Source organism: Janthinobacterium sp. J1-1, from assembly GCF_030944405.1.
Lineage (GTDB): Bacteria > Pseudomonadota > Gammaproteobacteria > Burkholderiales > Burkholderiaceae_D > Janthinobacterium.
In genome coordinates, this window is record NZ_CP132340.1 from 142,771 (window position 1) to 168,209 (window position 25,439).

General features: G+C 59.5%; 28 protein-coding genes and 1 pseudogene. 9 read left to right on the top strand and 20 right to left on the bottom strand.

Features of this window, described 5'->3' with window-relative positions:
* Positions 1–408 precede the first annotated feature (408 nt).
* The 6 genes from Q8L25_RS31260 to Q8L25_RS31285 all read right to left on the bottom strand — a co-directional run bounded on the left by Q8L25_RS31260 (position 409) and on the right by Q8L25_RS31285 (position 6,837).
* Entirely contained in the window at positions 409–645 is a 237-nt protein-coding gene (locus tag Q8L25_RS31260; RefSeq protein ID WP_308925863.1) for a hypothetical protein, read from the bottom strand.
* Positions 646–659: 14 nt separating this feature from the next.
* Complete coding sequence (locus Q8L25_RS31265; RefSeq protein WP_308925864.1) at positions 660–977, bottom strand: hypothetical protein; 318 nt, start codon at positions 975–977, stop codon at positions 660–662.
* A complete protein-coding gene (locus Q8L25_RS31270; RefSeq protein WP_308925865.1) occupies positions 974–1,732 on the bottom strand; it encodes a M48 family metalloprotease in 759 nt (252 codons plus the stop codon). The genes Q8L25_RS31265 and Q8L25_RS31270 overlap by 4 nt, the downstream gene beginning before the upstream one ends.
* Positions 1,733–1,854: 122 nt before the next feature.
* A complete protein-coding gene (mobF, locus tag Q8L25_RS31275; RefSeq protein ID WP_308925866.1) occupies positions 1,855–4,752 on the bottom strand; it encodes a MobF family relaxase in 2,898 nt (965 codons plus the stop codon).
* Entirely contained in the window at positions 4,745–6,493 is a 1,749-nt protein-coding gene (locus Q8L25_RS31280) for a type IV secretion system DNA-binding domain-containing protein (RefSeq protein WP_308925867.1), read from the bottom strand. Before Q8L25_RS31280 ends, mobF begins: the two co-directional genes overlap by 8 nt.
* Complete coding sequence (locus Q8L25_RS31285) at positions 6,490–6,837, bottom strand: hypothetical protein (RefSeq protein ID WP_308925868.1); 348 nt, start codon at positions 6,835–6,837, stop codon at positions 6,490–6,492. The genes Q8L25_RS31280 and Q8L25_RS31285 overlap by 4 nt, the downstream gene beginning before the upstream one ends.
* Positions 6,838–7,396: 559 nt before the next feature.
* Between Q8L25_RS31285 and Q8L25_RS31290 the strand changes: the two genes are divergently transcribed.
* Genes Q8L25_RS31290 through Q8L25_RS31300 form a run of 3 tightly spaced genes read left to right on the top strand, consistent with a single transcriptional unit; the run spans position 7,397 to position 9,237 of the window.
* Positions 7,397–7,780: a hypothetical protein gene (locus tag Q8L25_RS31290; RefSeq protein ID WP_308925869.1), complete on the top strand. Its 384-nt coding sequence runs from the start codon at positions 7,397–7,399 to the stop codon at positions 7,778–7,780.
* A gap of 7 nt (positions 7,781–7,787) precedes the next feature.
* Complete coding sequence (locus Q8L25_RS31295; RefSeq protein ID WP_308925870.1) at positions 7,788–8,513, top strand: conjugal transfer protein TraL; 726 nt, start codon at positions 7,788–7,790, stop codon at positions 8,511–8,513.
* 1 nt (position 8,514) lies between these two features.
* Positions 8,515–9,237 (top strand): hypothetical protein, encoded by a 723-nt coding sequence (locus Q8L25_RS31300; RefSeq protein ID WP_308925871.1) that lies wholly within the window; start codon positions 8,515–8,517, stop codon positions 9,235–9,237.
* Positions 9,238–9,361: 124 nt separating this feature from the next.
* Here the strand turns inward: Q8L25_RS31300 and Q8L25_RS31305 are convergent, their stop codons facing one another.
* The 8 genes from Q8L25_RS31305 to Q8L25_RS31340 form a co-directional block, all read right to left on the bottom strand.
* On the bottom strand, positions 9,362–9,802 hold the full coding sequence (locus Q8L25_RS31305) for a hypothetical protein (protein ID WP_308925872.1): 441 nt from the start codon (positions 9,800–9,802) through the stop codon (positions 9,362–9,364).
* A 25-nt stretch (positions 9,803–9,827) separates the two neighbouring features.
* Positions 9,828–10,055, bottom strand: coding sequence for a DUF3717 domain-containing protein (locus Q8L25_RS31310; RefSeq protein ID WP_308925873.1), 228 nt, complete (start codon positions 10,053–10,055; stop codon positions 9,828–9,830).
* Positions 10,055–10,648: a hypothetical protein gene (locus tag Q8L25_RS31315; RefSeq protein WP_308925874.1), complete on the bottom strand. Its 594-nt coding sequence runs from the start codon at positions 10,646–10,648 to the stop codon at positions 10,055–10,057. Before Q8L25_RS31315 ends, Q8L25_RS31310 begins: the two co-directional genes overlap by 1 nt.
* 54 nt (positions 10,649–10,702) lie before the next feature.
* A complete protein-coding gene (locus tag Q8L25_RS31320; RefSeq protein ID WP_308925875.1) occupies positions 10,703–11,038 on the bottom strand; it encodes a hypothetical protein in 336 nt (111 codons plus the stop codon).
* 309 nt (positions 11,039–11,347) lie between these two features.
* On the bottom strand, positions 11,348–11,890 hold the full coding sequence (locus Q8L25_RS31325) for a single-stranded DNA-binding protein (RefSeq protein WP_308925876.1): 543 nt from the start codon (positions 11,888–11,890) through the stop codon (positions 11,348–11,350).
* Positions 11,865–12,401: a hypothetical protein gene (locus Q8L25_RS31330; RefSeq protein WP_308925877.1), complete on the bottom strand. Its 537-nt coding sequence runs from the start codon at positions 12,399–12,401 to the stop codon at positions 11,865–11,867. Before Q8L25_RS31330 ends, Q8L25_RS31325 begins: the two co-directional genes overlap by 26 nt.
* A gap of 93 nt (positions 12,402–12,494) precedes the next feature.
* Positions 12,495–14,423, bottom strand: a complete 1,929-nt coding sequence (locus tag Q8L25_RS31335; RefSeq protein ID WP_308925878.1) for a ParB/RepB/Spo0J family partition protein — start codon at positions 14,421–14,423, stop codon at positions 12,495–12,497.
* Between the two features lie 115 nt (positions 14,424–14,538).
* On the bottom strand, positions 14,539–14,976 hold the full coding sequence (locus tag Q8L25_RS31340) for an antirestriction protein (RefSeq protein ID WP_308925879.1): 438 nt from the start codon (positions 14,974–14,976) through the stop codon (positions 14,539–14,541).
* A 1,091-nt stretch (positions 14,977–16,067) separates the two neighbouring features.
* Here Q8L25_RS31340 and Q8L25_RS31345 point away from each other — a divergent pair.
* The 5 genes from Q8L25_RS31345 to Q8L25_RS31365 all read left to right on the top strand — a co-directional run bounded on the left by Q8L25_RS31345 (position 16,068) and on the right by Q8L25_RS31365 (position 19,328).
* On the top strand, positions 16,068–16,325 hold the full coding sequence (locus Q8L25_RS31345; RefSeq protein ID WP_308925880.1) for a hypothetical protein: 258 nt from the start codon (positions 16,068–16,070) through the stop codon (positions 16,323–16,325).
* Between the two features lie 270 nt (positions 16,326–16,595).
* The gene (locus Q8L25_RS31350; RefSeq protein WP_308925881.1) at positions 16,596–16,889 is read left to right on the top strand and encodes a hypothetical protein; all 294 of its coding nucleotides are present in this window, start codon (positions 16,596–16,598) and stop codon (positions 16,887–16,889) included.
* Positions 16,889–17,230: an IS66 family insertion sequence element accessory protein TnpB gene (gene tnpB / locus Q8L25_RS31355; protein WP_308925882.1), complete on the top strand. Its 342-nt coding sequence runs from the start codon at positions 16,889–16,891 to the stop codon at positions 17,228–17,230. The genes Q8L25_RS31350 and tnpB overlap by 1 nt, the downstream gene beginning before the upstream one ends.
* Before the next feature lie 54 nt (positions 17,231–17,284).
* On the top strand, positions 17,285–18,805 hold the full coding sequence (locus tag Q8L25_RS31360) for an IS66 family transposase (RefSeq protein WP_308925883.1): 1,521 nt from the start codon (positions 17,285–17,287) through the stop codon (positions 18,803–18,805).
* Positions 18,806–19,196: 391 nt separating this feature from the next.
* On the top strand, positions 19,197–19,328 hold the full coding sequence (locus tag Q8L25_RS31365) for a hypothetical protein (RefSeq protein WP_308925884.1): 132 nt from the start codon (positions 19,197–19,199) through the stop codon (positions 19,326–19,328).
* A gap of 110 nt (positions 19,329–19,438) precedes the next feature.
* Here the strand turns inward: Q8L25_RS31365 and Q8L25_RS31370 are convergent.
* The 3 genes and pseudogenes from Q8L25_RS31370 to Q8L25_RS31380 all read right to left on the bottom strand — a co-directional run bounded on the left by Q8L25_RS31370 (position 19,439) and on the right by Q8L25_RS31380 (position 20,978).
* Positions 19,439–19,964, bottom strand: a pseudogene (locus tag Q8L25_RS31370) (recombinase family protein).
* Between the two features lie 14 nt (positions 19,965–19,978).
* Positions 19,979–20,359: a CzcE family metal-binding protein gene (locus Q8L25_RS31375; protein WP_071650215.1), complete on the bottom strand. Its 381-nt coding sequence runs from the start codon at positions 20,357–20,359 to the stop codon at positions 19,979–19,981.
* A gap of 280 nt (positions 20,360–20,639) precedes the next feature.
* Positions 20,640–20,978 (bottom strand): hypothetical protein, encoded by a 339-nt coding sequence (locus Q8L25_RS31380; protein ID WP_139142993.1) that lies wholly within the window; start codon positions 20,976–20,978, stop codon positions 20,640–20,642.
* A gap of 169 nt (positions 20,979–21,147) precedes the next feature.
* Here Q8L25_RS31380 and Q8L25_RS31385 point away from each other — a divergent pair, with 169 nt between their 5' ends.
* Positions 21,148–23,076 carry a cytochrome c/FTR1 family iron permease gene (locus Q8L25_RS31385; RefSeq protein ID WP_308925885.1) on the top strand — a complete coding sequence of 643 codons (1,929 nt, stop codon included), beginning with the start codon at positions 21,148–21,150 and terminating at the stop codon, positions 23,074–23,076.
* Positions 23,077–23,170: 94 nt separating this feature from the next.
* Here Q8L25_RS31385 and Q8L25_RS31390 read toward each other — a convergent pair whose 3' ends face one another.
* The 3 genes from Q8L25_RS31390 to lpdA form a co-directional block, all read right to left on the bottom strand.
* On the bottom strand, positions 23,171–23,371 hold the full coding sequence (locus tag Q8L25_RS31390) for a hypothetical protein (protein WP_139142992.1): 201 nt from the start codon (positions 23,369–23,371) through the stop codon (positions 23,171–23,173).
* Positions 23,372–23,449: 78 nt separating this feature from the next.
* Positions 23,450–23,950: a signal peptidase II gene (gene lspA, locus Q8L25_RS31395; protein ID WP_070221985.1), complete on the bottom strand. Its 501-nt coding sequence runs from the start codon at positions 23,948–23,950 to the stop codon at positions 23,450–23,452.
* Positions 23,951–23,973: 23 nt separating this feature from the next.
* A complete protein-coding gene (gene lpdA, locus Q8L25_RS31400; RefSeq protein ID WP_070221983.1) occupies positions 23,974–25,410 on the bottom strand; it encodes a dihydrolipoyl dehydrogenase in 1,437 nt (478 codons plus the stop codon).
* Positions 25,411–25,439 lie beyond the last annotated feature (29 nt).

The following is a 25,439-nucleotide window of genomic DNA, read 5'->3' on the forward strand; positions in this document are numbered from 1 at the left end:
GACAACGGGCCGATGTAATCGGATTCCGGTCGCATTGTTCGGCGATGATCGAGGCAAAGGTCAGACGAGCTGACTTCGTCGCAGACCTGAAACAGCCTCACCACCTGTCTGGCGGCGTCGGGCTGTATCGGTTCTATATTTGTCCGTCCGGCTTGATCAGTGCCGAGGAACTCCCGGCACGACGGGGCAGTTACATGTCCATGCCAACCACATTGCCGAAATAGCGCGGCCCTGCGGCAACATCTGGCCTGGGGCACAGTGCCCATCGCGGGATGGACCGAGTGGCAACATGAAATAGATCAGGATACAGAGCGAAGTGTCTTGTTCTCGATCTTGCGGCGTCTGGCGCTGGGTAAGCCCCTCATGAAGTGACGGCGGTGACGCACCGCAGGCCACCACTGCCGCCACTTACTCAAACGGCTTGTGTGGATGCATCGCTCCCCACTCTGCCGATCCAGGCGACTCGAAGCCCGTAGGCTTGGGCATCGGGCGAATAGACTCCTGATCCCACATGCTGCGCGGCACCGGCCGCAGCCCCCAGCGCTTTAATAGCCGGCCGATCCAGCTGTCGCCGAACATCGCCCCCCGTGACAACAGGGCATCCGCCGCGGCCACCGCTTGTTCCTTGCTCAATCTTTGTTTCATCACGTCCTCCTTGCTTATTTGCCGACCGCCCTGCGGTTACCAGTGTATACGCAAGCAATGATGGCCCCGTTACCAGGATGGTAGACGACGCTCTTGGTGAAGTCGCATACCTGCATCGCCAATATGCTCTTGGCCCAGCCGATATCCAAGATATCACCCCGCTTGCAGCGATGCAAAGCTTCGATAAAGCCCTGCTCGTTCTGGGCCGCCATGCCGAGGGCGCAGACTTTCTCGTTGCCGTCCGGATTGGCGCCGAAAGAATTATCGGCCAGCGCCGGGGTACTGCCGCTGATGGTGGCCAGTGCAATGGCGGTCGCGATTGCTTTCTTCATGTGGAGCCTCCTCGTGTGTGTTGATCAAGGGTAGTTTGGTCGTTCAGCCGTGCGATGCGGGCGCGGAACGTGGGATGGGAGCTGCATACTGTCTGCGAGGCTGGGATGTCGCCCAAAACTTCGCCCACGTAGGCCAGCGCGGCGCGCATGCGGGTGGCTCCGACCATCCGCGCCGCGTCGTGATCGGCAGCAAATTCCATCTGCCGCATCGTCCACAGCACAAAGAAGTTGGCCATCACCGCTATCGCCGCAGTGCTGTGCCCGATAATCACCAGCGACAGCAGCGAGCCGTATATCGTCAGGCGAATCAAGGCATGCCGCAACCTGATATGGCCAAACTCATGTGCGAGAACTGACTCCAGCCGATCATCGTCCATCCCGGCGGCCTGGTCGCTGACCAGGATGGTGATGCCTTCCCCGATACCGCTCACCGTCACGTCGAACTTGTCGCTTTCATAGACATAAAACCGGGGAACGGCGACACCACTGACCCTGGCCAATGCGGCACCGATCCGCCGCACACGGTGCTGTCGGCCGGCACCCGCGACCATGCGCTTGAGTAGCAGCGCCCGCACCATCGGCTCGATCAGCAGCCAGCCATAGGCCACGCCGAAGCACGCCCACAGCGTGACGGCAAAACCGGAGTTGCCCCAGCCGGCGACCGCCTTGGCCAGTGCCTCGACGAGAGCCACCACCGCCACCAGGCAGATGAACAATAATAGATAGCGCGTGCGCGTCGAAGGCAATAAGTCCATGGATCGATTCCAGTCTGTCCTTTTTCCATTCTTCCGCCGCCGCATCCCCGAACCGCGACTTTCCTCAATATTGCAGCGAAAATAGGTCCGACAAGTCCTCAGCGCCCAACGGTGCCGCCCTGCTACCGCTCGACGCCCGGGCTGCGCCCGCTGCTGCCGGGCGCCCCCTTTCCAGCCTTCGCGCTAGCGTCCTCATCAAGCTTGTGGCCGCTGACCAGATCCTGCACACTGAGCTTTTCGACAGCGCTGGTCTTGTTCTGCTCCTGCTCGATCAGTTCCCTGACCTTGTCGCTGTCATTGGTGTAGATCGTCAGATCCAGCCTCGGGCGGGTGATGCCCACGTAGAAGGAGCGCTCTCCCATCGCCCTGCCGCTATCGGCTGTGATCAGAAAATTCACGTCGTTGGTGGTCCTGCCTTGCGATGCGTACACCGTCATCGCATAGGCGTAGTCCCAATGGGAGTCTGACTTGTCCGTCGATTTCAATGTAATCAACCCCCTGGCAGTATCTAGGACGATCTCGTCTTCCGTGATCGCGGTGACCTTGCCCAGGGTGCCGTTGTGGACTCCCAGCTCCTTGTTGTTGCGCGTGAACCGCAGTTCGTCGCCGATGCCGAGTTCACGGGCGTCACGCTGGTATGCCTCCACCTTCGCATGCTTCTCGGGACTCCAGGTGACATGACGACCATCTTCCATGTGCAGTTTCACCTGATGGCGCGGTACGTCGACACTCATCACGGTGCCATAGCCTCCGCTGGCCACATCCAGACTGCGGTACTCGCGCCCGAACCGCACCACCATGCCCGGTTCATAATACGGAGTCGAAGCCTTCTGCGCGTCAGTGAAGCCGGTTGGTACCAGAATATTCCGTTCCACCTGTTTTGCCCCAATCTCGCCGCGCTCCTGCAGTCCCTCACGCACCAGCTTGTTGATGACATGGCGGTCGTCGTTGAGAGGGACAATGATCAGCGCCCTGTCCCGATCCTGCGGATGCTTGTCGAGGATGTCGCCGGCTACTCTGGCCAGCAACGCACCTTTGTTGCCCAATTCGACCATACGATCGGCCAGAAATTCCAGCGCCGTCGTGTTCTGCCGCGCGACCGCCGCCGATACCGCCTGCTTCAGGTCTTCGACCTGCTGCCGGTTGATGTCAGACATCACGGCGCCATCGATCCCTGCCTTCTGCAGCAGCTCAAATGGTTTGCCAGCCTCCACCGCGTTGTGCTGCAACTCGTCCCCTACAAGCACCAGCCGGGCGCCTGCCTTTTGGGCCATCACCATCAGCTGCGTCATCTCGCGCTGCCCCGACAGCGAGGCCTCATCCATAATCCACAGTTCTTCGAGGGCATAGGCCCCTTCCTTGGCTTTGCCAGGCAGTGTGACGGACACGGTCCGCCACTGCTTCCCGGCCAAGTCGATCGCACCAAATAACTCCAGAGTCACCGGTTCCGGTTTGGCTTCGTTGACCGCGCGGCGGCCTTCGTCCAGCAAGAACCTGGCGGTCGTCACGCTCTCGATACCCGATTCCGTCGCTAGGGTCAGAGCCGCCATCGCGCTCGGCGCCATCCCGCGCACGGTGTATCCAGCCTCCTCTGCGGCGGTACGCACCAGTTCGAGCATCGTCGTCTTGCCAACGCCGGCGTACCCTTGCAGTCCAACGAACCGGTCTTGCGAGGTCAACACCACGCGCGCGGCATCCTCCTGGCCAACAGTCAGCCGGAACGGCGTGTCGCTGGCCACAGATCGCGCCTGCTCGAAAGCGACGACCGCCGCCTCCACCTTTTCCACGCCCATAATCGGCCGCACGGCGCCTCGCCCACCATCCAGCATGGTGAGCATGTCCCGCTCCCGTTTCAGTGCTTCTGGCGTCGTTATATGGCCTGCCAGGGGCGTCGACAGTGCCTCTTTTGCCGCCAGCTTGGCGACCAGCGCCTTTTCAACCTCCTCCAGGCGTACGCTTGCCCACGGTGCATCTTTGACCGCATGCTCCAGGGCGACCCGGATCACTTCTTCCCGCGGCACCACGCTTTCGCGTTCGGTCAGGTGAGCGATGGCGAAGCGCACCGCGTCCGTCGCCTTCGCCGCGCTTACTGCTGGATCGGTCGGCGGCGCGCCGCCTTGCTCACGCTCGGCCTCGATCTTGCTGAAATCAACCCCCACGGACCGGGCCCGTTGCCGCCAGTCTTCGCGCAGCGCCTGGTGGTCGACCTCGGACTTCGCATCGCGGGTGCGCAGCGCGGCGTCCTCGCGCTGCGCCGCCGTGGCTGTCTCGCGCGTCAGGCCGAATTTTTCCAAACGTTCCTCGATGGCCTGGCTGCGCTGGCTGAAGTGGCCGATCTGTTCGCGCGAGATACCGGCAACCTCCCACCGGCCGTCCTGGGTCGATTCCAGCCGATAGCCCAGCTCTCGCAGGTTGGCGGCCAGTTCGCTGTCGTAGATCGCCCCCAGCAGCTTCTGGTTTTTGTAGATCAGCTCATTGGAGATCGATCGCCAGCGCCCGTCTTCCAGTTGGGTCGCGTTGGCGATCACCAGGTGTGTATGGGTCTGAGGATCAAGGTCGCGGCTGGTGGTGTGGTGGAATCGGCCTACGATCAGATTATCGGTTCGCACGGTCGTCGTTTCACCTGCTTCCGTCACCCGCGCCTGCACCAGATTCTGCTCGATGTAATCGAGCACCTTGGTCACCGCCGCCTCGTGCGCGCAGCGCACATCCTGCTTGTCTTCCACCTCAGCCAGGATCGAGACGGATTTTGGCGCCGAGAGGGTGACGTCGAAGCCGGGCCGGTGGTCACGCAACAACTCGCCATCAGGACCCTTGCCAAGAATTTTGCCGAGACCGAACTCGCCGATCTCACCGGCAAGTACCTTGGCAAAGTCTTCCGGTCCGACGCTGCCTGTCAGGCCCAGCGCCTCGGCACCTTTGCCAGCCCAGGCCGACATCGCCTGGTTTTCGTCCTGGCTGTAGTAGTTGTCCTCGGCGTAGTAGCTGGCGGCGCTGGCGACACTGGAGACGTTACTCATCGAGAGCATAGCTGATGATCTCCTTTTCGATGAATGGCGGCGCGATCAACGGGTATTCCTGGTAGTCGAAGTTGACCTTCATGACCTCGTTGCGGCCGGCCAGGCGCAAGTATCCGGTTAACGGCGGCAAGCCCATGATTTGCGATGCCATGACCAGCTCGCGCTTCTCACGCCGGGTGGCAATCGTCACGCCGTCCCGGGTTGGGTCGACGCCAAAACTGATGTTTTCGTCCTTTTCCATCAGTTCCTGATCGCCCAGGTTCTCGCTGACATATTTGGCGGTTAGGTAGTCCGGCACCAGCATCGCCAGCCGCGTCTGCAGCATGGAAATGATCGTCTGCGCGTCGTCGTCGCCGTAAATCTTGCGCACCTGCGCGATGTTCTGGTAACCCAGCATTAGCGCGATACCGTATTTCCGACCGCGCGTCGCCACTTCTTTCAGGGTGCTGATCCGGTCCAGCGACGACAACTCGTCGAGCACGGAGAAAATCATCCGCGATCGGCTCGGCGGCAGCGACATGACAGCCCGCATCGCGATGTCGAACCACGCGGTGAGCAGCGGCTTCATCGTGCTCAGCATTTCTTCCTTGGTTGCGAGGAATAACCAGCTATCGGTCGTCTCGTCGTTGACCCAGTCGCGGATGGAAAACTGCGCTGACGGCTCGCCGTCGCCCAGATAGCGCATCGCCTTGGCCGCACGCACTACATTCATCCGGATGCCGAGTGCCGTCTTGGCGGCCTCGGGATCCATGTAGACAGCCGCCGGCAGCTTCTTGACGATCGCCTGGATCTCCTTCAGGGTGAGCACGTTCACCACCTCCACCAGCCGCCGGTTGGTCGCCTGATTGATCTTGGCCAGGCGCGCCAGAATGTCCTCCAGCACGGCCTGGCCGCCCTCTTCCCAAAATGGTTCATTGTGCGTTTTCACGGGAATGAAGGATTCCGATATGTTCGCGTAATCATAAATCTTGCGCGCCTCGTTCCATGCCGTCCAGGGGGGACTGCGCTCGTCGAAGGGATTGAGAATGATATCGATGCCGGGTCGGTAGAAATTCTCGATGAATTCACCGGTCGAATCAAAAACCAGTGCACGTTTGCCGATGCGGCGTATGTCTTTCAGCACCGCCTTGATCGCGACCGATTTACCGGAACCCACCGCACCGGATACCGCTATGTTGTAGACCTCGCGTCCGGCTTCCATCGGAATGCCCGCGATATGGATCTCGCTGCACTTTCCCTGCGCTTCAAGGTCATTGATGACGGCTTTTGGTTCGGCAAATACCGCTCCGCGCACAAATTCGTCTTTCGATACCTTTTTGCCGAACTGCCGCCAAGCCCAGTTGGTCAGGAAAAATACCGCCGCGCCGGCGGCCACCGACACCCATGCGCACATCTTGAGCTTGCGTTTTATCTCCGACCATTCGGGAGTGGTTATTTGCAGGAGCTTCTCGGCCGGCACAAGAAATGTCTTGTCTTCTCCACGCCTGGCCAATGTGAATTTGACTTTAGCCTGCGGCTTGTTTGACTCTACGTTGAATGTGGCGACAGTGCGGCTCACGATGATTTGTCCCTCTTCTTCACTCAGCATGGCATTGCCGATGAACAGGCAAGATCCGGCTGCAGTGATCAGCGCCATCATGAAACTGAAAAACAGGGCGCTGAAATACAGGCCATATTCATGTCGCATGACCTCGGCGCCGCGCGTAAATTGGTGCCGCTTGTCGTTTCGGCTGATGGTCATGATGCTGCTCCGGGCGGATATATGGCCTCCAGTTGCTTGTCGGCCCACCGCAACGCCTCGGTGCCGAGCGTCTCCGGATGGCGAACCATGCCGCGCAGTTGCGCCTCGACGACGTATCGCGTGGCGAGGGTCTGGCGCAGGGTCTCGCGCTGATATCCATTGTTGGCGGCGCCCTGGATGCTGGCGATCAACTCATCGGTAGTCTTGTCCCGCAAGCCGCGGATAAGCAACTCTGTGGCGATGAATGTCTCGGATTTGTTGAGCAGGGTGGCCTGGTTGGCGATCCAGTTGCGCAGATCGGCTGGCAGACGCAGCCCGAGAATTTTGGGATCTTTCTTCATCATCAAAAACTCCTTTTAAATCAAAGGGTTTGCGACCTGAGAAAAGCAACGCGTTAACAGAGCGCAAGCGACTCGTTAACGCTGAAAGCCAAGCGCAGCGCGGCTTTCAGCGGCAACCGGAGGTTGCGTGATGTGTGGGGCTCTAGAGGGGGCACGGGGGCTCCCCCGTGGCACCTCTTGGTGCCCTGTCTTTATGTAACGCCGTCCCACCAGGGGGATTTTTCCCCTGGTGGGGATCTCAGGGCCGTCCTGCATCAGGGTGGGGTTCCCTGATGCAGGACTTTTTTTTATCCACAAATTTCATGTTGTAAAGAATTTCTCAAATAAATTTTATTAAATGAATTTATAAGGAATACATTCAGGATACGCTCGATAAAACTATACTACGGTCCGCATACAAAAAGGATACGATTCACGATTTTTATACTAAAATATTCACATAACATGGCTTGAAGTATTTTTTCAAATTGAAACTTTGAAGCGCAATGCTTGAATACATTTAATTATTGAAACTTAACGAATTTCATTAAACAAATTTCACAAAAAATTTTTTCCTTTTGACATGACTGTCGACGTCGAAACTTACTTGGCACAGCTAGCAGGTGGAATGGGCAAGCTTGCTGCATGGGAAGCCGAAATATTTCAACTGTATCGGGCACGGGTTTCATATCAAAAAATCGCCACCTTTTTGGCGCTCAACGGTGTTAAAGCGACGAAAATGGAGGTGTACCGATTTATTCACCGAAAGAAGCGCACCCACCTGCTGCGGCCCGAAGATGATCTGCCTGCACAGCAGACATCGACACAGACGAATTGCAAACCAGAAATTCACTCCGGCTCAGAGATTCCAGGCATTACTCAGGAGCCGGAACAAGCAGAAGACAGGTCGCAATTACCAAAATTTAGTTGGAGCAAAAATAGAGCGAAAGACAAACCAACCTGGTGAGGACAATATGAACTCGAACCAAATACATTTTATTTTGCAGGGAAAAGGCGGTGTTGGCAAATCACTGATTGCGGCAATACTTGTGCAATATTTTGCAGATCGACATGGTGCGGTCAAGCCGTTCGACACCGATCCTGTCAACGACACCCTGTCGCAATACAAGGCATTTTCGTCGCGACGCATCGACATTCTGGATCAGATGAACAATATTAATGCCAGGGAATTTGATGGCCTGATTGAGGACCTGTTGACCAGCGACAATGCCTGTGTGGTTGATAATGGGGCATCCACCTTTATTCCGCTGATGTCGTACATGGTGGAAAACAAGGCAATCGAGCTGCTCCAGGACGCGGGCAAGAAGGTGCTCATCCATTCTGTGATCACGGGCGGCCAGGCATTTGACGATACGCTGCAGGGATTGTCCATCATGCTGCACAACCAGACGGCACCGATCATAGTCTGGCTAAACGAGTTTTTTGGCGTGGTCGAACGCGATGGGCGAGCATTTGTAGATTCGACGCTGTATCAGGAAAACCAGGCGCGCATACACAGCGTCATTCGCATCGAAAAAGGCAATCCGGATACCTTTGGTAAAGACATGGAATTGCTGGGCAAAAGCAAATTGACATTCGATGAGGCCCAGCAATCTTCGATGTTCAGCATCATGCCCAGACAACGCCTGAAAATGGTGCGTCAGTCGCTGTTCGCACAGCTCGACGCAGCGAGTTTCTGATATGAAAGACCAACGCCAGCTGCCGCTGGGCGGCAAACAGGAACCCGCATTGGGCCGAGTCCTTGAAGCGAAGGGCGGCAGCGGCGAGGCCCATCAGCGCCAGGCCAGCCAGGTCGAGGCGTTGTGTGCCGAGGTATTCCGGCTGACCGGACAGAAGATCACCCAGGACGATCCCATCATCCTCGCAGCGCTGTTTCAGTCCGAACTGATCAATAAATCTGGCGCCAACGCGGCCTCGCAAATGCAAGAAGCGGTCAGTCAAGCTGTCGCGCAACTGGCCGACGCAGTAAAAGCGGAAAGAAAGCAGGCGACCGAGGTACAAAAGATGGTCGCATCGACGTTTCAGCAAATCGCCGATGGCACCAAACAGGTGGCCGAGCAGGAGCTTGCGGCCATGCAAGCCAGATTTGCGCGCATGGCATCCGACACGCTCGAGCAGGTGCGCCGGGAAGCCACGCACAAGGCGCCAGGCATCAGTCTTTGGTGGAGAGCGGGCGCTTGCACCTTGGCAGGTATCACGGCAGGCTTGATAGGTGGCATGATGATTTCCGGCAATAGCGGTCGCGAGTTATCCGAAAACCAAATCAGGCTCATGCACAACGGTTTGTTGCTGGATAAAGCCTGGCCAAAGCTGTCAAAATCGGCCCGCGAGACATTTGAGTTGTCCCCCATGGCAAAAGAGGCGGTGGCACCAACAAAGGATGACAAAGCGAGGGGAAAATGACGTGCTGGCAATTATTGCGCGCAAAAGCGTGGAAATGACGATCATCGGGCAGGGTCTTGAGGCGCAAGTGCTACCGGGCACTACGGGTGCACTTGCGCCGCATGGTCAATCGTTGAAACCTGTGTCAATAGGGAATCAAGATGTCGCCTTGATCCAGTGGCATATAGTTGCCGTGTTCGTCGGCAACAGCCGCAGTCACCTCAATCGTGAATGATAGCGGCAAAGCATTTTCCAACACCGGATTGGCTCCCAGCACGACATCAAAGCAGGTACGGTAGTGCCGGAAGAAAACCGGGTGGTCGCCGTTGCTCCGTACAAATGCCGACATGCGCCCCAGTAATTCACGGGTATCGAGCGGCAGGGGCGACTGGACATCGACCGCCTCGATCAGGAATGCATAGGGGGATGCCAGATGCATGGCGCCGGAACCATGCGCTTGAATGCCGATGGCCCATTGCGTACCGGACGCCTGGACCGGCAGACTACCACACTGATCAATAAATTCGGACAGGGCGATCATCATCTCACTGCACGTTACCGATTTTGCAATTTGACTGTTTTCCATGCTGTTCTCCGTTAGAAACCGATTGTTATTGACACACATCGCATGCGATTCCCAGATGCCACCGCTCGACCAATGATTTGAGCTCGGCTGGCAAGGCATCCAGTTCGATCGTCTCGATGTGCCGATAAATCATGTCACCCCATAAGGTGGCCAGCATCCGTAGTTCGGGGGTCAGGACATAATCGACCGGCGGATGCAGTCGCTTGCATTGGTTGATGGCCTGCTCGAGGCCCACGATCGACATGGTGCTCATTACGCTCCCCTCCCGTGATCTGGAATGTCATCAACAACAGTTTCCAGGGTTCGATGGTCGCCGATGAAGCGGCGCAAGTTATTGATCAATAACTCATTGCCAGCTGTTAATTCCGGCCGAATGACACGCATCACGTCCGCTTCCAGTGACTGGGCCAGGCTGTCCGAAAATCCTTTGATGAAGCCGTAGACCGGACGCAGATCGTCAGCGTGGATCAGGCCGAAGCCTTGCGTTTCATGATGGCCATAGCCCAATGCTTCGTGCAATTGCGCAAACGCATGTCCGGCGTGATACGATCCGGCTTTTCGCGCCTTTTGCAACTTCGCAAATTGTTGTGCCACCTTTTCCACTGGTAACAAGCCGCGCGCGCCGTCGATCAGGACATAGCCGCCACCGGTGAAATAGACGGCCAACATAAACGCCAGACGCTGCTCTGGCATCACTTCCTTTGGCAACGTCCAGTGCAGCCCGCGGTCATCCATATCCTTGCCGAGGGACAGTGTTCTTTGGAAAATCGCTTTGAGCTGACCGGGCGTGTGTTCCCGCCGCCGCTCCACGCGATGTTTCAGATACAGTTTTGATGATGTATGCATGATCGTGCCTCCATAAAATCTCGGATCGGCGCGGCGACTGCGCCACGCGCTTGTCTAATCGTCGTAACCGGAGCCGCATCCCGCAGGGCAGCATCCCCACGCAATGCCATGGCAGCAATCACCGTGCTCTGCATTCGAAGCCGCGTCCTCATTGCGTTCTGCCATGGTTTGATAGCCAAACTGCTCGGCAATAGCGATGGCGTTATCTCGGTCGGCGAAGGGAATTTGCGCAAGCCGTTCGTCAATCGCTGCGCTCAAACGCGCAACAAACACCTCCAGCGACAGACCGCAGCCGGGATACGATGCATCAAACATGCGTTGACATTCCTGCCGCCACGCAGCCAGCCCGATGTCAGCGATAAAATCGACCTGAATTTCTACTTTGTGCATGACTGCCTCCAGTAAAATATCAACATAATCAATAACCTACATGATTAATTATAGGTCACTAACTATTGACTATCAATAGATACTATAGTAACTTTGCGGCAGATCAAACGCGCTTCAGGGCGACAATGCGGCGGTTTGGGGGTGGCGGCACAAGCGGCCCGGAGGGCAAAATCTTTGGGCTCCGGCCAGGTCGGCGGTGGCTCTTGAAGTAGGTCTTGCCGAAGTAGATAGGCGTGCTGGCGGGCAACCCGCCTGAGTTTCCAAAGTTTTAGCGGGTAGTCCCGTGCCTTGGGTTCCTAGCGTTCCGTCTCACGTCGGCCAGCGCCGTCCCTGAAGACCGCCGTTTCGCCTTGGCGGCACGCGCATCGCTTGCTCCCGCCGCAGGCAGGCATCTGCCGCATCGTAGTCGGCGATCCACGCTGCAATTTCCCGGTCGGTCACCGGTACGCCACCATGCCGGTTGCGGCCTGCCGACGGCATCGGTTTCGGGTACACCAGTACGGTGCTGGCAATGACCTCTGTGGTGTACCTTATCCCGCCTGCCCTGTCAGTCCACTTGCGGCTCTGCATCCGCCCCTCCACATACAATGCATCACCCTTGGCGATGCGCTTGCGCATCGACTGCGCCAGCGCTCCCGTCAGCACCACCCGGTGCCAGTGGGTGACAGTCCTGGACTGGCCTGTGCGCCAGTCTTCTTCGAAGTCGTCGGTGGCCAGCAGCAGATGGCATACCGGCGCGCCACTCGGCAATGCGCTCCAGCAGGGCATGCGGCCGACATTTCCCATCAGTGTGACTTGGTTAATACTTGCCCGCATGATCTCCCCCTCAGCGCTGACGCTTCGCGATTTCATCGCGCAACCAGCGCAGCGCGGTCAACGCCTGGGCATCGAGCGCGCGCACATGGGTGTTGCGTACCTCGGCCGAAAAAAAACCCGCCCGCCTTGCCAGCGCGCGCAGTGATTTGTCCGGTTTGCTGGCAAAACGGTACAACACGCGTGCCCCAGTCTCGTCCACCACGGCGGCGCCAGTCTGTTCCGATGCGCCCTCGCCCACCGCCAGCTGCTGCGCCAGTTCGCGCAACGTCGCTATCTGGCGCTGTGTGTTCAAGATGCGCACCGTCGGTTCAGCCAGTAGCGCACGCTCGCCGCTGGAGTTGAGCAAGCGGCTGACCGCCGGTCTTCGGTAGCCGAATTGTTGCAGGCCGCCCGCGTCTCGGCTGCGTGCCAGGGTGCTGACGACTTGCAGGCGCTGCGTGGCGGTTTCCAGTTTTTCCAGACGCGACGCCACCAGGTCAGCCGCGTCGGCGTTGCCACGCCGCGCGCCCGCCCGCATCGTCGCGATCCAATGTCGCTGTAAAGTCATGCTGGTCTCCTTCGACTGTCGCGCGCGAAAGTCAGTAGGCAGCGGCCACGCGGCCGCCGGGAACCCCGGCCAGCTGCGACCGGGGCACTTGGTTTAGGCCGTGCGCAGCAACTCAGGCAGCCAGCGGCAGTCCGCCACCGCACGTTCGGCGGCCTCAGCGGCCTGTTTCTTCTTCATCTTTTCCAGCGGTACCGCCGCCTCGGCCGACGCTGCCTCGCTGACCACCTTCACTATCCGCGCCACCGACACATGCTCGAAGTAGTGCTCTGCCGATGCGCGCCACCACTTGCGCATGTCCAGCTTGAGCGCCCGGCCCAGTGTGGCGAACTGCGGCGACGCTTCTTCGCGCGACAGGGTGGCGTCGAGCGAGTTGGCGACACAGAAGGCCAGCATCTCCAGCACCACCGCCTGCGGCTGTGCGCCCAGCCATTCCAGCCAGCCTTCGGCATTGCTGCCCTCTGGCAGGCGGGCCAGCAGCTGCTCACGGCGCTGCGCAACGGCCGCTGCCGCCTCGCCCTTGCCGGCTTCCTCGGTCAGCGTGGGGCGGCTCAGGCTGATCTTCGCCAGTGTGCTGCGCGAGTAGCCGCCGTAGGCCATCAGCACTGATTTCAGCAGCGTGTAGGTCAGGTAGACCAATGCCACATCGCTCTGGTCCATCATTTCGGCCTGCAGGGCGAGCGTGCGATGGGAGCTCAGTTCGGCGGTGAGCCGATCCGAATGGTCGGCCTTGGGACGCTTGCTCACCGCCACGCCGACCTTCTCGCTGGCGCGCTTTGCCATGTCGGCCAGCCGGATGGCGTCCTGCAGCACCGCCAGCTTGCCGTTGCTGTCGATGTAGAGCACGGCACCGGCAATCGCCTTGTCCTCGGCATGCGGCACCTTGGTACAGGTGGCGAGGATGGCTGCGCGCTGCGTCGACAAGGCCTCCTGCTCCTCGCGCAGCTGCCCGGCCAGCTCCTCCTCGTCGTTTTCATCGGCGGCGTCGATGCGTTCGACAAGAACGGTCATGCGCTTGGTCAGTTCATCCACCTGCTGCTGCGCCTCCTCGCTCAGCACGCTGTTCGTGGTACGCACGCGGCCGAACTGCGCCAGATCGGCATGGTCGGCCCGTGGCATGATGTCGACCCATGCGGCGCCTTCTTTCCGGAGTGTTTTGGCGTGCTGTTCCAGTTTCTGCATCGCCAGCTTCTCCAGCAAGCCCGCGTCCCTGATGTAGCCGGTGCCGCTGTCGCTGAACAGGTCGCGTTCGACCATGCCACCGGCTTGCTCGAAACTGTCCATGCCCACGTAGCGCGCCAGGCGATCCGACTGCGTATTGATCTTCTGCGCCGTCAGCAGTCGGCGCAGATCGTAGGCGCTGCGGTTGTACTTCGACAGGCTGTCCCACGCGCTCTCCTGCTCGGCGTGGTCGTCAACGAGCGCGAACGCCATCATGTGTTCGAAGTTCAACTCGCCGTCGCGAAACATCGCGAGCAGGCGCGGCGAAATGTTCGCCAGCTTGAGGTAGCGCTTGACGGTTGCCACCTCCAGTTCAAAGCGCAACGCCACATCCTCGATGGCGCGGCCATGGTGGATCATGGCCTGCATCGCCACGTAGAGGTCTGCCGGATGCATATCCTCACGGCCGCTGTTCTCCGCCAAGCTGATGTCGATGGCCTCGTCCTCGGTCACCAGCAGGACATCGATGCCGTAGTCCGATGGCAGTTCGCCCGCACCGACCAGCTGTCCGATGGCCTCAAGCCGGCGCCCGCCAGCGACGATTTCGATCACCCCCGTCTCGACGCCGTCCACCAGCTGCCTGTAGCCGACGAGGTTCTGCAATAGCCCATGCGCGCGGATCAGGGCGGCGAGGACCTTGAGGTCGGTTTGTTTCGTGCGTACGTTGTACTTGCTGCGCACCAGCTGCGCGCAGGTAGCGGTGACAACCGTGGCGTGTCGGGTCAGTTCAGCCACCGCGTCCGCGATTGCCGCGAGTTTAGGCACGCCATTGGCGAGGGTAGTATGGTGAATTTCTGCTTGCATGATTGCTGCTCCTGAAGTGGATGGTTGGCTGTGCCCTGCCGCGATCGGCTCGTCCCGGCAGGGTGCGGTCCGCTACCAGGGAACTCAGGCTGGACCGGTTCCTGAGGCCTTGTGCTTAGTCCAGTGCCGCGCGGATCAGCCCCGCGTCGCGGTGCTGAAAGATAAAATCGGACAACTGGTGATAGGCGATCGCGAAACACGCGCCGTCCTGGAGGAATGACAGCGTGCTGTAGGCGGAGGCGGTGGCAATGATTCCCGCCGTATTCGCGCTGACCTCATCTTCGAAGTAGTTCGCGCAGGACAGGCGCAACATGGCGTCCGAGTCGGGAGCCATGTAAAAACCGCCATTGGACAGTTGGTAGAAATGCCAATAGCCGCCGTCATAGGAGGCGCAGATCCGCGCCAGCGTGGCGTAGATGGTGTTTTCCAGCACGACGCAACGGTTGCCGGCGATCGCTGGCAGGCAGCGCAGGCGCTCGTGGTCGTTGTCCACCAGCGTGGCGACGATCGGCAGATCGCGCGCAGACTGTTTCAGGTGCGGGTTGGTTTGCATGGTCTTTCCCTTCGAAGAAGTTGATCTGAGGTAAGAGGTCGAATCGGATCCTCTTGCTCGAACTTCCTCGTTCCCTCCCTTGGGAGGGCGGAGGGAGGGGGACTTTGTTTCAGGCAGCGAGGAACGGGGCCGCTGTCTCTGCCCCGTTCCGTCCTCTATCCCCAAGCAAGCCCCCCTCGCTTGGCCTGGGGGGCGCTTGCTCGGGGATGCAGGAACGGGGTGCCGCGGCCCGTGCTGCCATCGTCGGGGTTGGTCGGGGCGGCCGGCTGTAGAGCGCAAGCGGCGGCGCAAGGACGGTGACAGCCGGGTTTTGGGCTGGCGCCGCCCTTGAAAGCACCCGGCCCCTGGACCTCGCGCGACCGGCTTCACAGCGCAAGCGGCGGCGCAACCGGCGTGACAGCCGGGCTGTTCGGCTGGCGCGGCGGTTGAAAGCGCTGGTCCATCACTTCAGGTTCTATGCGTACATGCCACCCTGCCGGCGCTGGCCTCGCCACCAATGCCGAGCGACGCGTTCGTCGCGCTGGAGCGCAGCGGAAGGCCGCCGGGCCGAGCCCGCAGGGCCGAGACCCGGCCATATGGGGCTCGGTTCACGACAGACCGGGATTGCGGCCCAGGTCGTGACCTTGCGGCTGCTTTGGACTTTCGCGCGCGAAACCAGCTGATGGGGCCTCCCGACGCGGAACATCCGTGGCGCAACAACCAAGGCCTCATCACGTGACCTGCAAGCGCATTGAGGTGCAGGTGACAATCATCGACATGGGAAAAGAATGACCACGGATGACGCTAGTGGCCTAACCAATTGAATTTGACGTCCCGTCGGCAGACGAGTGCAGCGGAGCGTCAGTGGTGATGCCCAAGCCTTAGGAAAATTTCTTCTGGAGCACGATCATGATGAAAGCGGGCGCAAACGCCGTTGATTGCGCAGGCATGCAGCACACCCGATGAGCAACATGCGCGCTGGACGCTCAAATTGCTCGTCGGGCGCGTGGTGGACTTGAGGCTGGCCAAATCGATCTCGCCGGAGACGGTGCGCCCCCGCCTCAAAAAAACGATCTCATGCCCTGGCAAAGCGGGAGTGGTGCACCGCCGAAGTGAGCGGCGATTTCGTGGCGGCCATGGAAGATGCGCTCGATCTCAATGCCGCACCGTATGACCGACAACGGCCGGTCATCTGCTTCGATGAAACGCCGCGACAATTAATTGACGACGCCAGGCCCCCGCAGCCTATGCAGCCGGGCCAGCCGGCACGGGAAGATACCGAATTTCACGCCCGACAAGGCGAACGTCCTGTTGCAAAAGGTGAAATTCCATTACACGCACAAGCATGGAAGCTGGCTGAACATGGCTGAAAATCGAGTTCACCGCGCTGTCGCGCCAGTGCCTGCACCCGCTCACCCCGGACATCGCCCACTGATCAGACTGGTCGCCGCCTGGACAACTAGTGTAATCGGATCGGCACAGCGATCCGTTGCCGGTTCAAGTCGCGCCAGGCGAGGCGAACCATGGCGCATTTCTATCGGCCATAACTTACTGGATGATCGTAAGCGGCCAACCATCCCATCTATGAATTCCTGATTGGCCTCGCCAAACTATCCTCTCGATCACTACGGGAGGTAAAGATGTCAAACGAGGACCGGCAGAAGGTGTGGGAGGAGCGGGTGGCGCAGTGGCGGGCCAGCGGACTGTCGCAGAGGGCATACGCCATCGAGCATGGCTTTCCGATTCGCCAAGTTGGCTATTGGGTACGGCGGTTGGCCAAGGTGTCGTCCGTGCCCAGCTTGTTGCCGGTGCGGGTGGCGCCGGCGGCACCTTTGGTGGCTACGATCAGCCTGCGCAACGAGCGCGGCTGGACGTTGAGCTTGCCGAGCGAGGTGCCGGCCAGCTGGCTGGCCGAACTGATGCGCGCGCTGTGATGGAACTATCGGCCGATGCAATCTGGCTGGCGACAGCGGCGGTGGACATGCGCACCGGCATCGACGGCTTGTCATTGCATGTGCAGCAGGCGCTGGGGCGCCCGCCGTGCGACGGCACGGCCTACGTGTTCGCCAACCGCCGTCGCAGCCGCCTCAAGCTGGTGTGCTGGGACGGCACCGGCGTGTGGATGTGCGTGCGCCGGCTGCATCGTGGCCAGTTCACCTGGCCGCAGGCCGACGAAGCGAGCTGGCAGATCAGCGCCGAGCAGTGGCAATGGCTGGTGGCCGGAGTGGACTGGCAGCGTCTGTCGGCGCCCGCGCCGACCCAGTGGCGCCTGTGACGACGTCAACTGTTTTACTTGTAAACGTCACGCCCGCCCGGTAAACTACCGTGCATGGACCTGCTCAACGAACTTGCCCGCACCGACATCGATCCGGCTCTGCTGGCGCAGGTGCAGGCGCTGTTCGCGCAGCAGCAGGCCAAGCTGGCCGAGAAGGACTTCAAGATCACCGCGCTGACGCACGAGCTGGCCTACTACCGGCGCATACGCTTCGGCAAGGCCAGTGAAGCACTCGCCGGCGAGCAACGCCTGCTGTTCGAGGAAACGGTCGACATGGACCTGGCCGCGATCGAAGAGGAACTCGAAGGCCAGGCGCCGGCCAAGCCGCGTCGCAAGCGCGCCGGCCGCCAGCCGCTGCCGCCAGAATTGCCGCGCATCGAGCACCGCCATGAACCCGAGTCGTGCCAATGCGGCCAGTGCGGCGCCGACCTGGTCAAGATCGGCGAGGACGTCAGCGAGCAGCTGGACGTGGAGCCGGCGCGCTTCTTCGTGCACCGCCATATCCGTCCGCAATACGCGTGCCGTCCTTGCCAGTCGGTGACGGCCGCGACTATCCCGCCGGCCGTCATTGATGGCGGCATGGCCGCCGTCGGCCTGCTGGCGTGGATCGCGGCCTGCAAATATCTGGACCACCTGCCGCTGTACCGGATCGAGCAGATCGCCGCCCGCCAGGGCGTGCCGCTGGCCCGCTCGACGCTGGCCGAGTGGATCGGCCGCATCGGCGTGGCGCTGCAACCGCTGGCCGACCGGCTGGCCGAACTGCTGCGGCAACATGATTGCCTGCACGCCGACGAAACCCCGGTGCGCCAACTCGACCCGGGCAGCGGCAAGGCCCGCCACGCCTACCTGTGGGCCTACCGCTCCGGCGCGCATGACGACGGCCCGCCCATCGTCGTGTTCGACTACCAGACCAGCCGCGCCGGCGCCCATGCGCGTGCCTTCCTGCAGGGCTGGCGCGGCCACCTGATGGTGGATGACTATGTGGGCTACAAGGCTCTGTTTACGGACGGCCCCACCGAACTGGCTTGTCTGGCCCATATCCGGCGCAAATTCTTCGACGTGCACGCCGCCAGCGGCAGCCCCGTCGCCGAGGAGGCCCTACGCCGCATCGCGGCGCTGTACGCGATCGAGCAGCAAGGCGCCGGACTCGATCCGCCGCTGCGGCTGGCGTTGCGCCAGAAACTGGCCATGCCGGCGCTGGCCGAGCTGCACGCCTGGCTGCTGGCGACCCAACGGACCGTCGCCGTCGGCAGCGGCACGGCCAAGGCCGTCGACCACGCGCTCAAGCGCTGGCCGGCGCTGGAACGCTATGCGGCCTCGGGCACACTGCCGATCGACAACAATCCGGTCGAGAACGCCATTCGTCCTATCGCCATCGGCAAGAAGAACTGGCTGTTCACCGGCTCGGAACGGGCCGGCCGCCGTGCCGCAGCGATCCAGAGCCTGTTCGCCACCGCCAAGCTCAACGGGCTTGATCCGGCGCGCTGGCTGGCCACCGTATTGGAACGTCTCCCGACGTGCCCCAACAGCCAGATCGACTCGCTGTTGCCATTCCCGGACTTTACCCAACGCTGAACACGCTGTACAGGTGGGGCGGCTGGCAGCTTACTAAGCTTAGGCACGAATTTTTGTTTTATACTGGACAAATGAAGTTCCTACTTACACTTTTGCTCGCATTAACTTTGGCTGCCAGCGCAGTTGTGCATGCGACAGAACAAGTTCGCACGTGTTGCGCGAACGATGAGTGCGGCGTTGTCCAATGCCTGGAGATGGGCTGCCTACCTGCGGCTAGTCCAATAGCTGGGGTTCGTTTTACTGTGTTCGTCGCCCAGCAGTTCGTGCGGGATATACCCGATGAACTTAGCCATTACTTGCCGAGTCGTTACAAAGAAATTTGGACTCCACCAGATTGAACGAGACAAGAATAGGCCATTTTTTCAATCTAATCTCACAACTGGAGTCGCAAATGAAATCGAAAATCGTTAAAGTTACAGCAGCTGTCGCCCTGATGGCGACTTCCGCCGTTGCCTTCGCTGCGACCAGCGATTGCTGCGTCAGCATTGAGTGCTGTATCAACATGCTTTCCTGCTGCTTCTAAGCGGTAGGTAAGCGGGGCGGCGAACTAGCCGCCCTTTTTTCTTGCAGTTGCGCGTTATAAGGGTTCACGTGTTGATGAGCGAAAGCCAGGTCAAGTAGCTGGCGCCACCTTTAATATAAGGTTTCCCGACTGATGCCGAACTCGCGCCCTAGCGTTGATTCTTTTCGCCGGCACCAGCGCGGCGACGCAGCTCGACAAGCTGGTTCCACCAGAGCTTTCTTACGGCCCTGATAGGCGCCGCGCTGTTTGGCCAATGCGATCCCTTCGCGTTGCCGCTCGCCGATCAAGGCACGCTCGAATTCCGCAAAACGCCAAACGCCCCATAACCGCCAGCAGCAAATTCGCCATGGGCGAGTCCTCACAGGCTAAGCTCAGGCACTCTTTAACGAATTCGATTCGTATCCCGCGTTTGGTCAAGGTCTGCACCAGCCGGCGCAGATCGTCCAGGTTGCGAGCCAGACGGTACATGCTGTGCACGACTACCGTGTCGTCTTCCCGGGCGAACGACAGCAAGGCGTCAGGCTGCGGCCGCTGTCTGGGGGGCTCATTTTGCCGCGCCATGTACCCGGACGCCTCCGATGTAGAGGAGGCGAGACCGGTTGACTTTAGAATGGCGCGTGGAGAGCTACTGCTCAGACATCATAAGCTGACTAATTGGCGTACATAGGGTTTTCACCCACATGAACCGTAACGTCCGACGAGCCAGGTAGAATTTTTGATAATGGAAACGTCGGCAGGCCAAAAGTATCGAATGTCCAAACCACAACAGAGGAACCATGGACGATCCGATATGTTTCAAGTCGGACCACTTTGATGTGACGTGTCTTGCCCGGAACAATAATGATTTCCTCGGCAGCAGTACCAAGTACGGCAACATAACCGAACGGGCTATCCTCACGAACTTCCTTGTTGGTCCTGACTTTATCGGCCGCCGGCGCTTGCGGCGAACTAGCGTCAGCGGCCGATGCGGTCGACGAAATGACGAGTGCGCCGGCGACCACGCATGAGAGAAATATAGATGACAGTTTCATTTTTGAGTCCTTGTTTTGTAGTTAGAAGGCGGCGAACGCCGCCTGTGGAGCGATATCTCGTCTTGTCCGAAATGGCCGTGCGAAACTCGCCGGCGAGTCGGATATTTCCCGCCATCTGATTTCCAAAAGACGGGATACGAATTTAGGTATAGAGGCGCAGACCAGGAACTGGCCAGCGTATCTCAACGTTGAATGAGGGATGCCTGGAAGGATTCAAATAGTCTGGGGCTTGGCGGTATAGGAGCCAGATGGCCAGACTTGATGTGCGCTTGTTGCAGGCTTAGCGACGAGAAAACCATTTGGGCCGGCGGGGGCCGTCGGAAATGTGCGACTCGAAATCGAGTTCGGGAGGCAGCCGGGTACGCTCAGCATTTGCGAGCGAACTCAGATTTAGCGAGCTGGATATAACAGCGGCCGACAGGGTGCAGCCTGCAGGACAGACCGTCCCACAACCTTGCTCCGCAATTGTATCGAATGCCTCTGCTTCAGCTACATTCTCGGGCAGTATCGCGATAGTACCAGCCGCGTCCGCGCTTCCCACGATATTGCACAGCCCTGCCGCCCAGGCCGTTTGAAGCGGCAACAGGATGATCAGAAAGATGAGGAGAAGGCGTTTCATGGCCGCATTATACAATCACATTCCGATGATAAGTCGGCAATGTCCTCACGAAATGACGAGACTCAACTATGCCAGTTGCGAAACGCCCCGCGCGGTTGGAAAAGCCTTGACCTTCAACCTGCTACAAGGTGTGTAATACCCGCAATAACGTCGCTGTGAACGGTCAAGAATGAAGCACCCCATCTGGAAACTATTTCTCCATCTCGCATTTTGCTGCGGTTTCGCGCTACACAATGTCCACGCATCTCCCCAGTCAAACGAGCCGGAGGTCCGACAACTTTGGCAACTGCTCGACTATGTGGCCGTGGACTACGCCGGCGCCGTCCAAAACGGGTCGGTTATCAGCGAGATGGAATACAAGGAAATGCAGGAGTTTTCTGAGCGCGCCCGCTCTCAGGTTATCGCGCTGCCACCCCACGCTTCGCACGCTGCGTTGACTTCGATCGTAACTCGCCTGCAACAGGCGGTTGCACGTAAAGATCCACCGCTGCGCGTCAGCGAGCTCGCCCGGGACGCGAACAAGTTGCTCCTGGCGGCTTATCCTTTTCCGGTGGCGCCTAGAAGCGTGCCCGAGCTATCCCGTGGCGCCACGCTGTACAAGGCGCAGTGCGCGTCCTGCCACGGCGCGGCCGGAGCCGGTGACGGCCCTCTCGCAACGAGGCTTGAACCGAAGCCAATCGCGTTCACCGACAGGGAGCGGGCTCGGTCGCGCTCACTCATGGCATTACACCAGGTGATCAGCCAAGGTGTTGCGGGGACGTCCATGCCGGCTTTTGCCAGCTTGTCAGACGCGGATCGCTGGTCCCTGGCGTTCTTTGTAGGAACTCTCGGCTTCAACGATACGGACATCAAAGCGGGCAAAGAAGCGTTCGCGCGCGATACCGCGCCAGGTAAAACGCTACCGGACATGAGTGCACTTGTAACCGTGACGGAGGAGGAACTTGCAAAGGCAATGCCGCCAACTACCGCCCGGGCGGTAGTTGCGTATACACGGACCCATCCCGAAGTGGTTGGTCAGCAAAAGGGGCAGTCCGGAATCGCTCTGTCTCGTAAACTGCTTCAGGGCAGCTTGCAAGCGTTGAAAGTGGGGGACCGCGCCACGGCCACCGAACTGGCGTTGTCGGCATACCTGGATGGCTTCGAACCACTCGAGGCGACGCTTGATGCTACCGACCGCCAGCTACTGATCGACGTAGAAAGAACCATGCAACTGTACAGGGGGGCCGTCACCAGTGGCAACCTGGCGGCCGCCTCGGAACACGCACGGCAACTCGATGTCTATTTTGTCCGTGTGGAAGCGGTCACCGGCAAAGACAAAACCGACGCCACCACAGTGTTCGTCGGCGCCCTCACCATCCTCCTGCGCGAAGGGATCGAAGCCTTACTGATCGTGATCGCGATGGTTGCATTCCTCCGTAAAGCCGAGCGGCCACAGGTACTGCGCTACGTACATGCTGGATGGATCTCCGCGCTGGCGGCCGGCGGCGTCACTTGGCTAGTGGCTACCTACGTTGTCAGCATCAGTGGCGCCAGCCGGGAGATTACAGAGGGTTTGTCGTCGCTCTTTGCAGCGGTGGTGCTACTCTCCGTCGGGCTGTGGATGCACCAGAAGGGCCAGGCAGGGCAGTGGCAGGCATATCTGCACGGGCAGCTCAGCGCAGCGATGCAGAAACGCTCGGCGTGGGCGCTGTTTGCGCTTGCCTTCATCGCTGTGTACCGGGAAGTGTTTGAGACGGTCCTTTTTTACTCAGCACTCGCGGCCGATGGAAACGGATCTGCACTGCTCGGCGGATTCGTGACCGGGCTAGTTCTGTTGTCAGTGATTGCCTTCGTGTTCTTGCGCACCAGTGCGCGCATGCCAATCGGAAAATTTTTCTCATACAGCTCCGTGCTGATCGCCGCGCTGGCCGTAGTCCTCGTTGGAAAGGGAATAGCCGGTTTGCAGGAAGCAGGCTGGTTGATGGCGACACCGGTGGACGGCCTGCGGCTACCTATCCTTGGCATCTATCCAACCTTGCAGACCTACGGCGCCCAGCTACTCCTGCTTTCGGCTGCAGTGATCGGATTTGGATTCAATGTGGTGAAAGCACGGCGGTAACGGCTAACAGGGGCGGTCGGAAGCCGGTGGAATGGCCAGCAATAGTTGGATTGCGCGCGCCCTATGTTTGAAGATCATAATGTGCTTTGGTTTCCTATGCTTTCCACGCGTAGATGCCGAGCGCTATGGCAATCGTTCCGTTCAGAATAATTCCTGTTAAATTCCACCCTGGAGTGGCTGCGACTCCAAGTACGGAGACTTCTGCGCCTGTAACAAGTAGATAGCCGTGAAAAACGGTATGAAAAGCCTCGAAGCCGGAAAAAAACTTGGCGATTTCTCTTTTGCGATTAAGCATTTACGCCGTCCTTATGTGGTTTTGAAAATAAAACCCCGACGCAAATTTACCACACGGTCCTCATTGCGTCTCTCAGCATTACCCTTTGCCGGCAGGCGACACGTTCGCGCTGGCGCGGAAAACCTCGTTTAAGATGAGCACAGCGGCGCCCAGCGTGATGCCAATGTCAGCGATGTTGAAAGCTGGCCAGTGATGTACCCCGGCGTACAAGTCGAGCCAGTCCACAACTCCCATGCGAGCGGTTCGATCGGCCAGGTTTCCGACGGCGCCGCCGAGAATCATCGCCAGACCAAGCCTTTCCACAGAGCCGATCCGGGGCTTTCTTATCATGTGAATCAAAAATGCCGATGCCAGTACGGCTATCGCTATGAACAAATAGCGTTGCCAGCCTCCCGCGGTGGCGAGAAGACCAAAGGCCGCACCTTCGTTGACCGCATGAACTAGGTTCAGCGACGGCATCAACTCGATTTTCTGACCGTACGCCAGGTGTTTAATCACCAGAGCCTTGCTTCCGAGGTCGGCCGCACAAATCAGGCCGGCAAACAACACAGCAGCGAGGGGAGTTAAAGGCTTACGCATATGGTTTTTGCTAACAGAGGACATCAAATGTTGAGGGCGCGCTTATCGACGGCGAGGGCCGCTTCCCTGATCGCTTCATACAGGGTCGGGTGCGCGTGGCAAATCCGGGCGATGTCTTCGGACGAGGCTGAAAACTCCAATGCCATCGCCGCCTCACCAATCATTTCGGACGCGAGTGAGCTGACAATGTGCACGCCCAACACCAGATCAGACTGGGCGTCAGCAAGTACCTTCACAAACCCCTGTGCCTCTCCGCCACCGAGAGCGCGGCCATTTGCCGCGAACGGAAACTGCCCCGACTTGAAGGCGCGGCCCTCACGTGTCAGTTCCTGCTCCGTCTTTCCGACCCATGCCGCTTCGGGGCTGGTGTAGATGATTGAGGGAATAGCGTTATAGCTTACATGGCCGGATTGCCCGGCGATGATTTCGGCCACCATGATGCCTTCTTCCTCGGCCTTATGCGCGAGCATGGGGCCGCGCACTACATCGCCGATCGCAAACACGTTAGGCACCGCTGTCTTGCAGTGCTCATCGACGGGAATATATCCGCGACCGTCTGGTTGCACGCCAATGACGTCGAGCTCCAGGCCATCGGTATTTGGTATTCGTCCGATCGCGACGACCACCTTGTCGCTGATGAGATGCATCGGTGCGCCGGTTGGGCCGCGATACGAAATCACCGCCTCCCCGTTGGAGAGTGCAATGCTGTCAATGGTCACCCCAAGCTCCAGCTTCAGCCCTTGGCTCGACATTAACTTGAACATCTCTTTCGAGACAGCGATATCGCAGCCAGGCAGGAAGTCAGGCATGGCGTCGAGCAGGGTTACCTCAGCGCCCAGCCGGCGCCACACCGACCCCAGCTCAAGGCCGATGACCCCCGCCCCGATTACGCATAGGCGCTTTGGTACCTCTCGAAAATCCAGTGCGCCCGCATTGTCGCAGACGGTCTGATTATCGATTGGCGTGCCGGGCAGCTGGCGTGGCTTCGATCCCGTGGCGACGATGATGTGTCGTGCCGAGATCCGTTGCGTTGTACCGTCTTTCAATACCTCCAGTTCGAATACGCCATTGCCCGCGCCCACGAATTTAGCGCGCGCCTTGATAAATTCGACTTTGTTCTTCTTGAACAGGTATTCGATACCTTTGGCCATCTTGGTCACCACACCGTCTTTGCGGTCGACCATCTTGTTCACGTCGATCGTCGCATGACCAGTGCTAATGCCATGCTCGGCAGTGTGGTGTACCACCTGCTCGTACAAGTGACTGGACGCAAGCAATGCTTTAGACGGGATGCAGCCCACGTTCAGGCATGTCCCGCCGGGACGCGGTTGGCCGTCCGGCGCCGCATAAGGATTCGATTCAATGCAGGCGACCGAAAGCCCGAGCTGTCCCGCCCGAATCGCGGCGATGTACCCGCCCGAGCCCGCGCCGATAATCGCTACGTCATAATGTTTTTCCATGTCCCGTCCTTCAGGTGCAATAACAATCG

Excerpts from the sequence above, each read along its gene's own strand:
- Q8L25_RS31260 (WP_308925863.1), bottom strand. The coding sequence starts at position 645 with ATGAAACAAAGATTGAGCAAGGAACAAGCGGTGGCCGCGGCGGATGCC.
- Q8L25_RS31265 (WP_308925864.1), bottom strand. The coding sequence starts at position 977 with ATGAAGAAAGCAATCGCGACCGCCATTGCACTGGCCACCATCAGCGGC.
- Q8L25_RS31270 (WP_308925865.1), bottom strand. The coding sequence starts at position 1,732 with ATGGACTTATTGCCTTCGACGCGCACGCGCTATCTATTATTGTTCATC.
- mobF (WP_308925866.1), bottom strand. The coding sequence starts at position 4,752 with ATGAGTAACGTCTCCAGTGTCGCCAGCGCCGCCAGCTACTACGCCGAG.
- Q8L25_RS31280 (WP_308925867.1), bottom strand. The coding sequence starts at position 6,493 with ATGACCATCAGCCGAAACGACAAGCGGCACCAATTTACGCGCGGCGCC.
- Q8L25_RS31285 (WP_308925868.1), bottom strand. The coding sequence starts at position 6,837 with ATGATGAAGAAAGATCCCAAAATTCTCGGGCTGCGTCTGCCAGCCGAT.
- Q8L25_RS31290 (WP_308925869.1), top strand. The coding sequence starts at position 7,397 with ATGACTGTCGACGTCGAAACTTACTTGGCACAGCTAGCAGGTGGAATG.
- Q8L25_RS31295 (WP_308925870.1), top strand. The coding sequence starts at position 7,788 with ATGAACTCGAACCAAATACATTTTATTTTGCAGGGAAAAGGCGGTGTT.
- Q8L25_RS31300 (WP_308925871.1), top strand. The coding sequence starts at position 8,515 with ATGAAAGACCAACGCCAGCTGCCGCTGGGCGGCAAACAGGAACCCGCA.
- Q8L25_RS31305 (WP_308925872.1), bottom strand. The coding sequence starts at position 9,802 with ATGGAAAACAGTCAAATTGCAAAATCGGTAACGTGCAGTGAGATGATG.
- Q8L25_RS31310 (WP_308925873.1), bottom strand. The coding sequence starts at position 10,055 with ATGAGCACCATGTCGATCGTGGGCCTCGAGCAGGCCATCAACCAATGC.
- Q8L25_RS31315 (WP_308925874.1), bottom strand. The coding sequence starts at position 10,648 with ATGCATACATCATCAAAACTGTATCTGAAACATCGCGTGGAGCGGCGG.
- Q8L25_RS31320 (WP_308925875.1), bottom strand. The coding sequence starts at position 11,038 with ATGCACAAAGTAGAAATTCAGGTCGATTTTATCGCTGACATCGGGCTG.
- Q8L25_RS31325 (WP_308925876.1), bottom strand. The coding sequence starts at position 11,890 with ATGAAATCGCGAAGCGTCAGCGCTGAGGGGGAGATCATGCGGGCAAGT.
- Q8L25_RS31330 (WP_308925877.1), bottom strand. The coding sequence starts at position 12,401 with ATGACTTTACAGCGACATTGGATCGCGACGATGCGGGCGGGCGCGCGG.
- Q8L25_RS31335 (WP_308925878.1), bottom strand. The coding sequence starts at position 14,423 with ATGCAAGCAGAAATTCACCATACTACCCTCGCCAATGGCGTGCCTAAA.
- Q8L25_RS31340 (WP_308925879.1), bottom strand. The coding sequence starts at position 14,976 with ATGCAAACCAACCCGCACCTGAAACAGTCTGCGCGCGATCTGCCGATC.
- Q8L25_RS31350 (WP_308925881.1), top strand. The coding sequence starts at position 16,596 with ATGTCAAACGAGGACCGGCAGAAGGTGTGGGAGGAGCGGGTGGCGCAG.
- tnpB (WP_308925882.1), top strand. The coding sequence starts at position 16,889 with ATGGAACTATCGGCCGATGCAATCTGGCTGGCGACAGCGGCGGTGGAC.
- Q8L25_RS31360 (WP_308925883.1), top strand. The coding sequence starts at position 17,285 with ATGGACCTGCTCAACGAACTTGCCCGCACCGACATCGATCCGGCTCTG.
- Q8L25_RS31365 (WP_308925884.1), top strand. The coding sequence starts at position 19,197 with ATGAAATCGAAAATCGTTAAAGTTACAGCAGCTGTCGCCCTGATGGCG.
- Q8L25_RS31375 (WP_071650215.1), bottom strand. The coding sequence starts at position 20,359 with ATGAAACTGTCATCTATATTTCTCTCATGCGTGGTCGCCGGCGCACTC.
- Q8L25_RS31380 (WP_139142993.1), bottom strand. The coding sequence starts at position 20,978 with ATGAAACGCCTTCTCCTCATCTTTCTGATCATCCTGTTGCCGCTTCAA.
- Q8L25_RS31385 (WP_308925885.1), top strand. The coding sequence starts at position 21,148 with ATGAAGCACCCCATCTGGAAACTATTTCTCCATCTCGCATTTTGCTGC.
- Q8L25_RS31390 (WP_139142992.1), bottom strand. The coding sequence starts at position 23,371 with ATGCTTAATCGCAAAAGAGAAATCGCCAAGTTTTTTTCCGGCTTCGAG.
- lspA (WP_070221985.1), bottom strand. The coding sequence starts at position 23,950 with ATGCGTAAGCCTTTAACTCCCCTCGCTGCTGTGTTGTTTGCCGGCCTG.
- lpdA (WP_070221983.1), bottom strand. The coding sequence starts at position 25,410 with ATGGAAAAACATTATGACGTAGCGATTATCGGCGCGGGCTCGGGCGGG.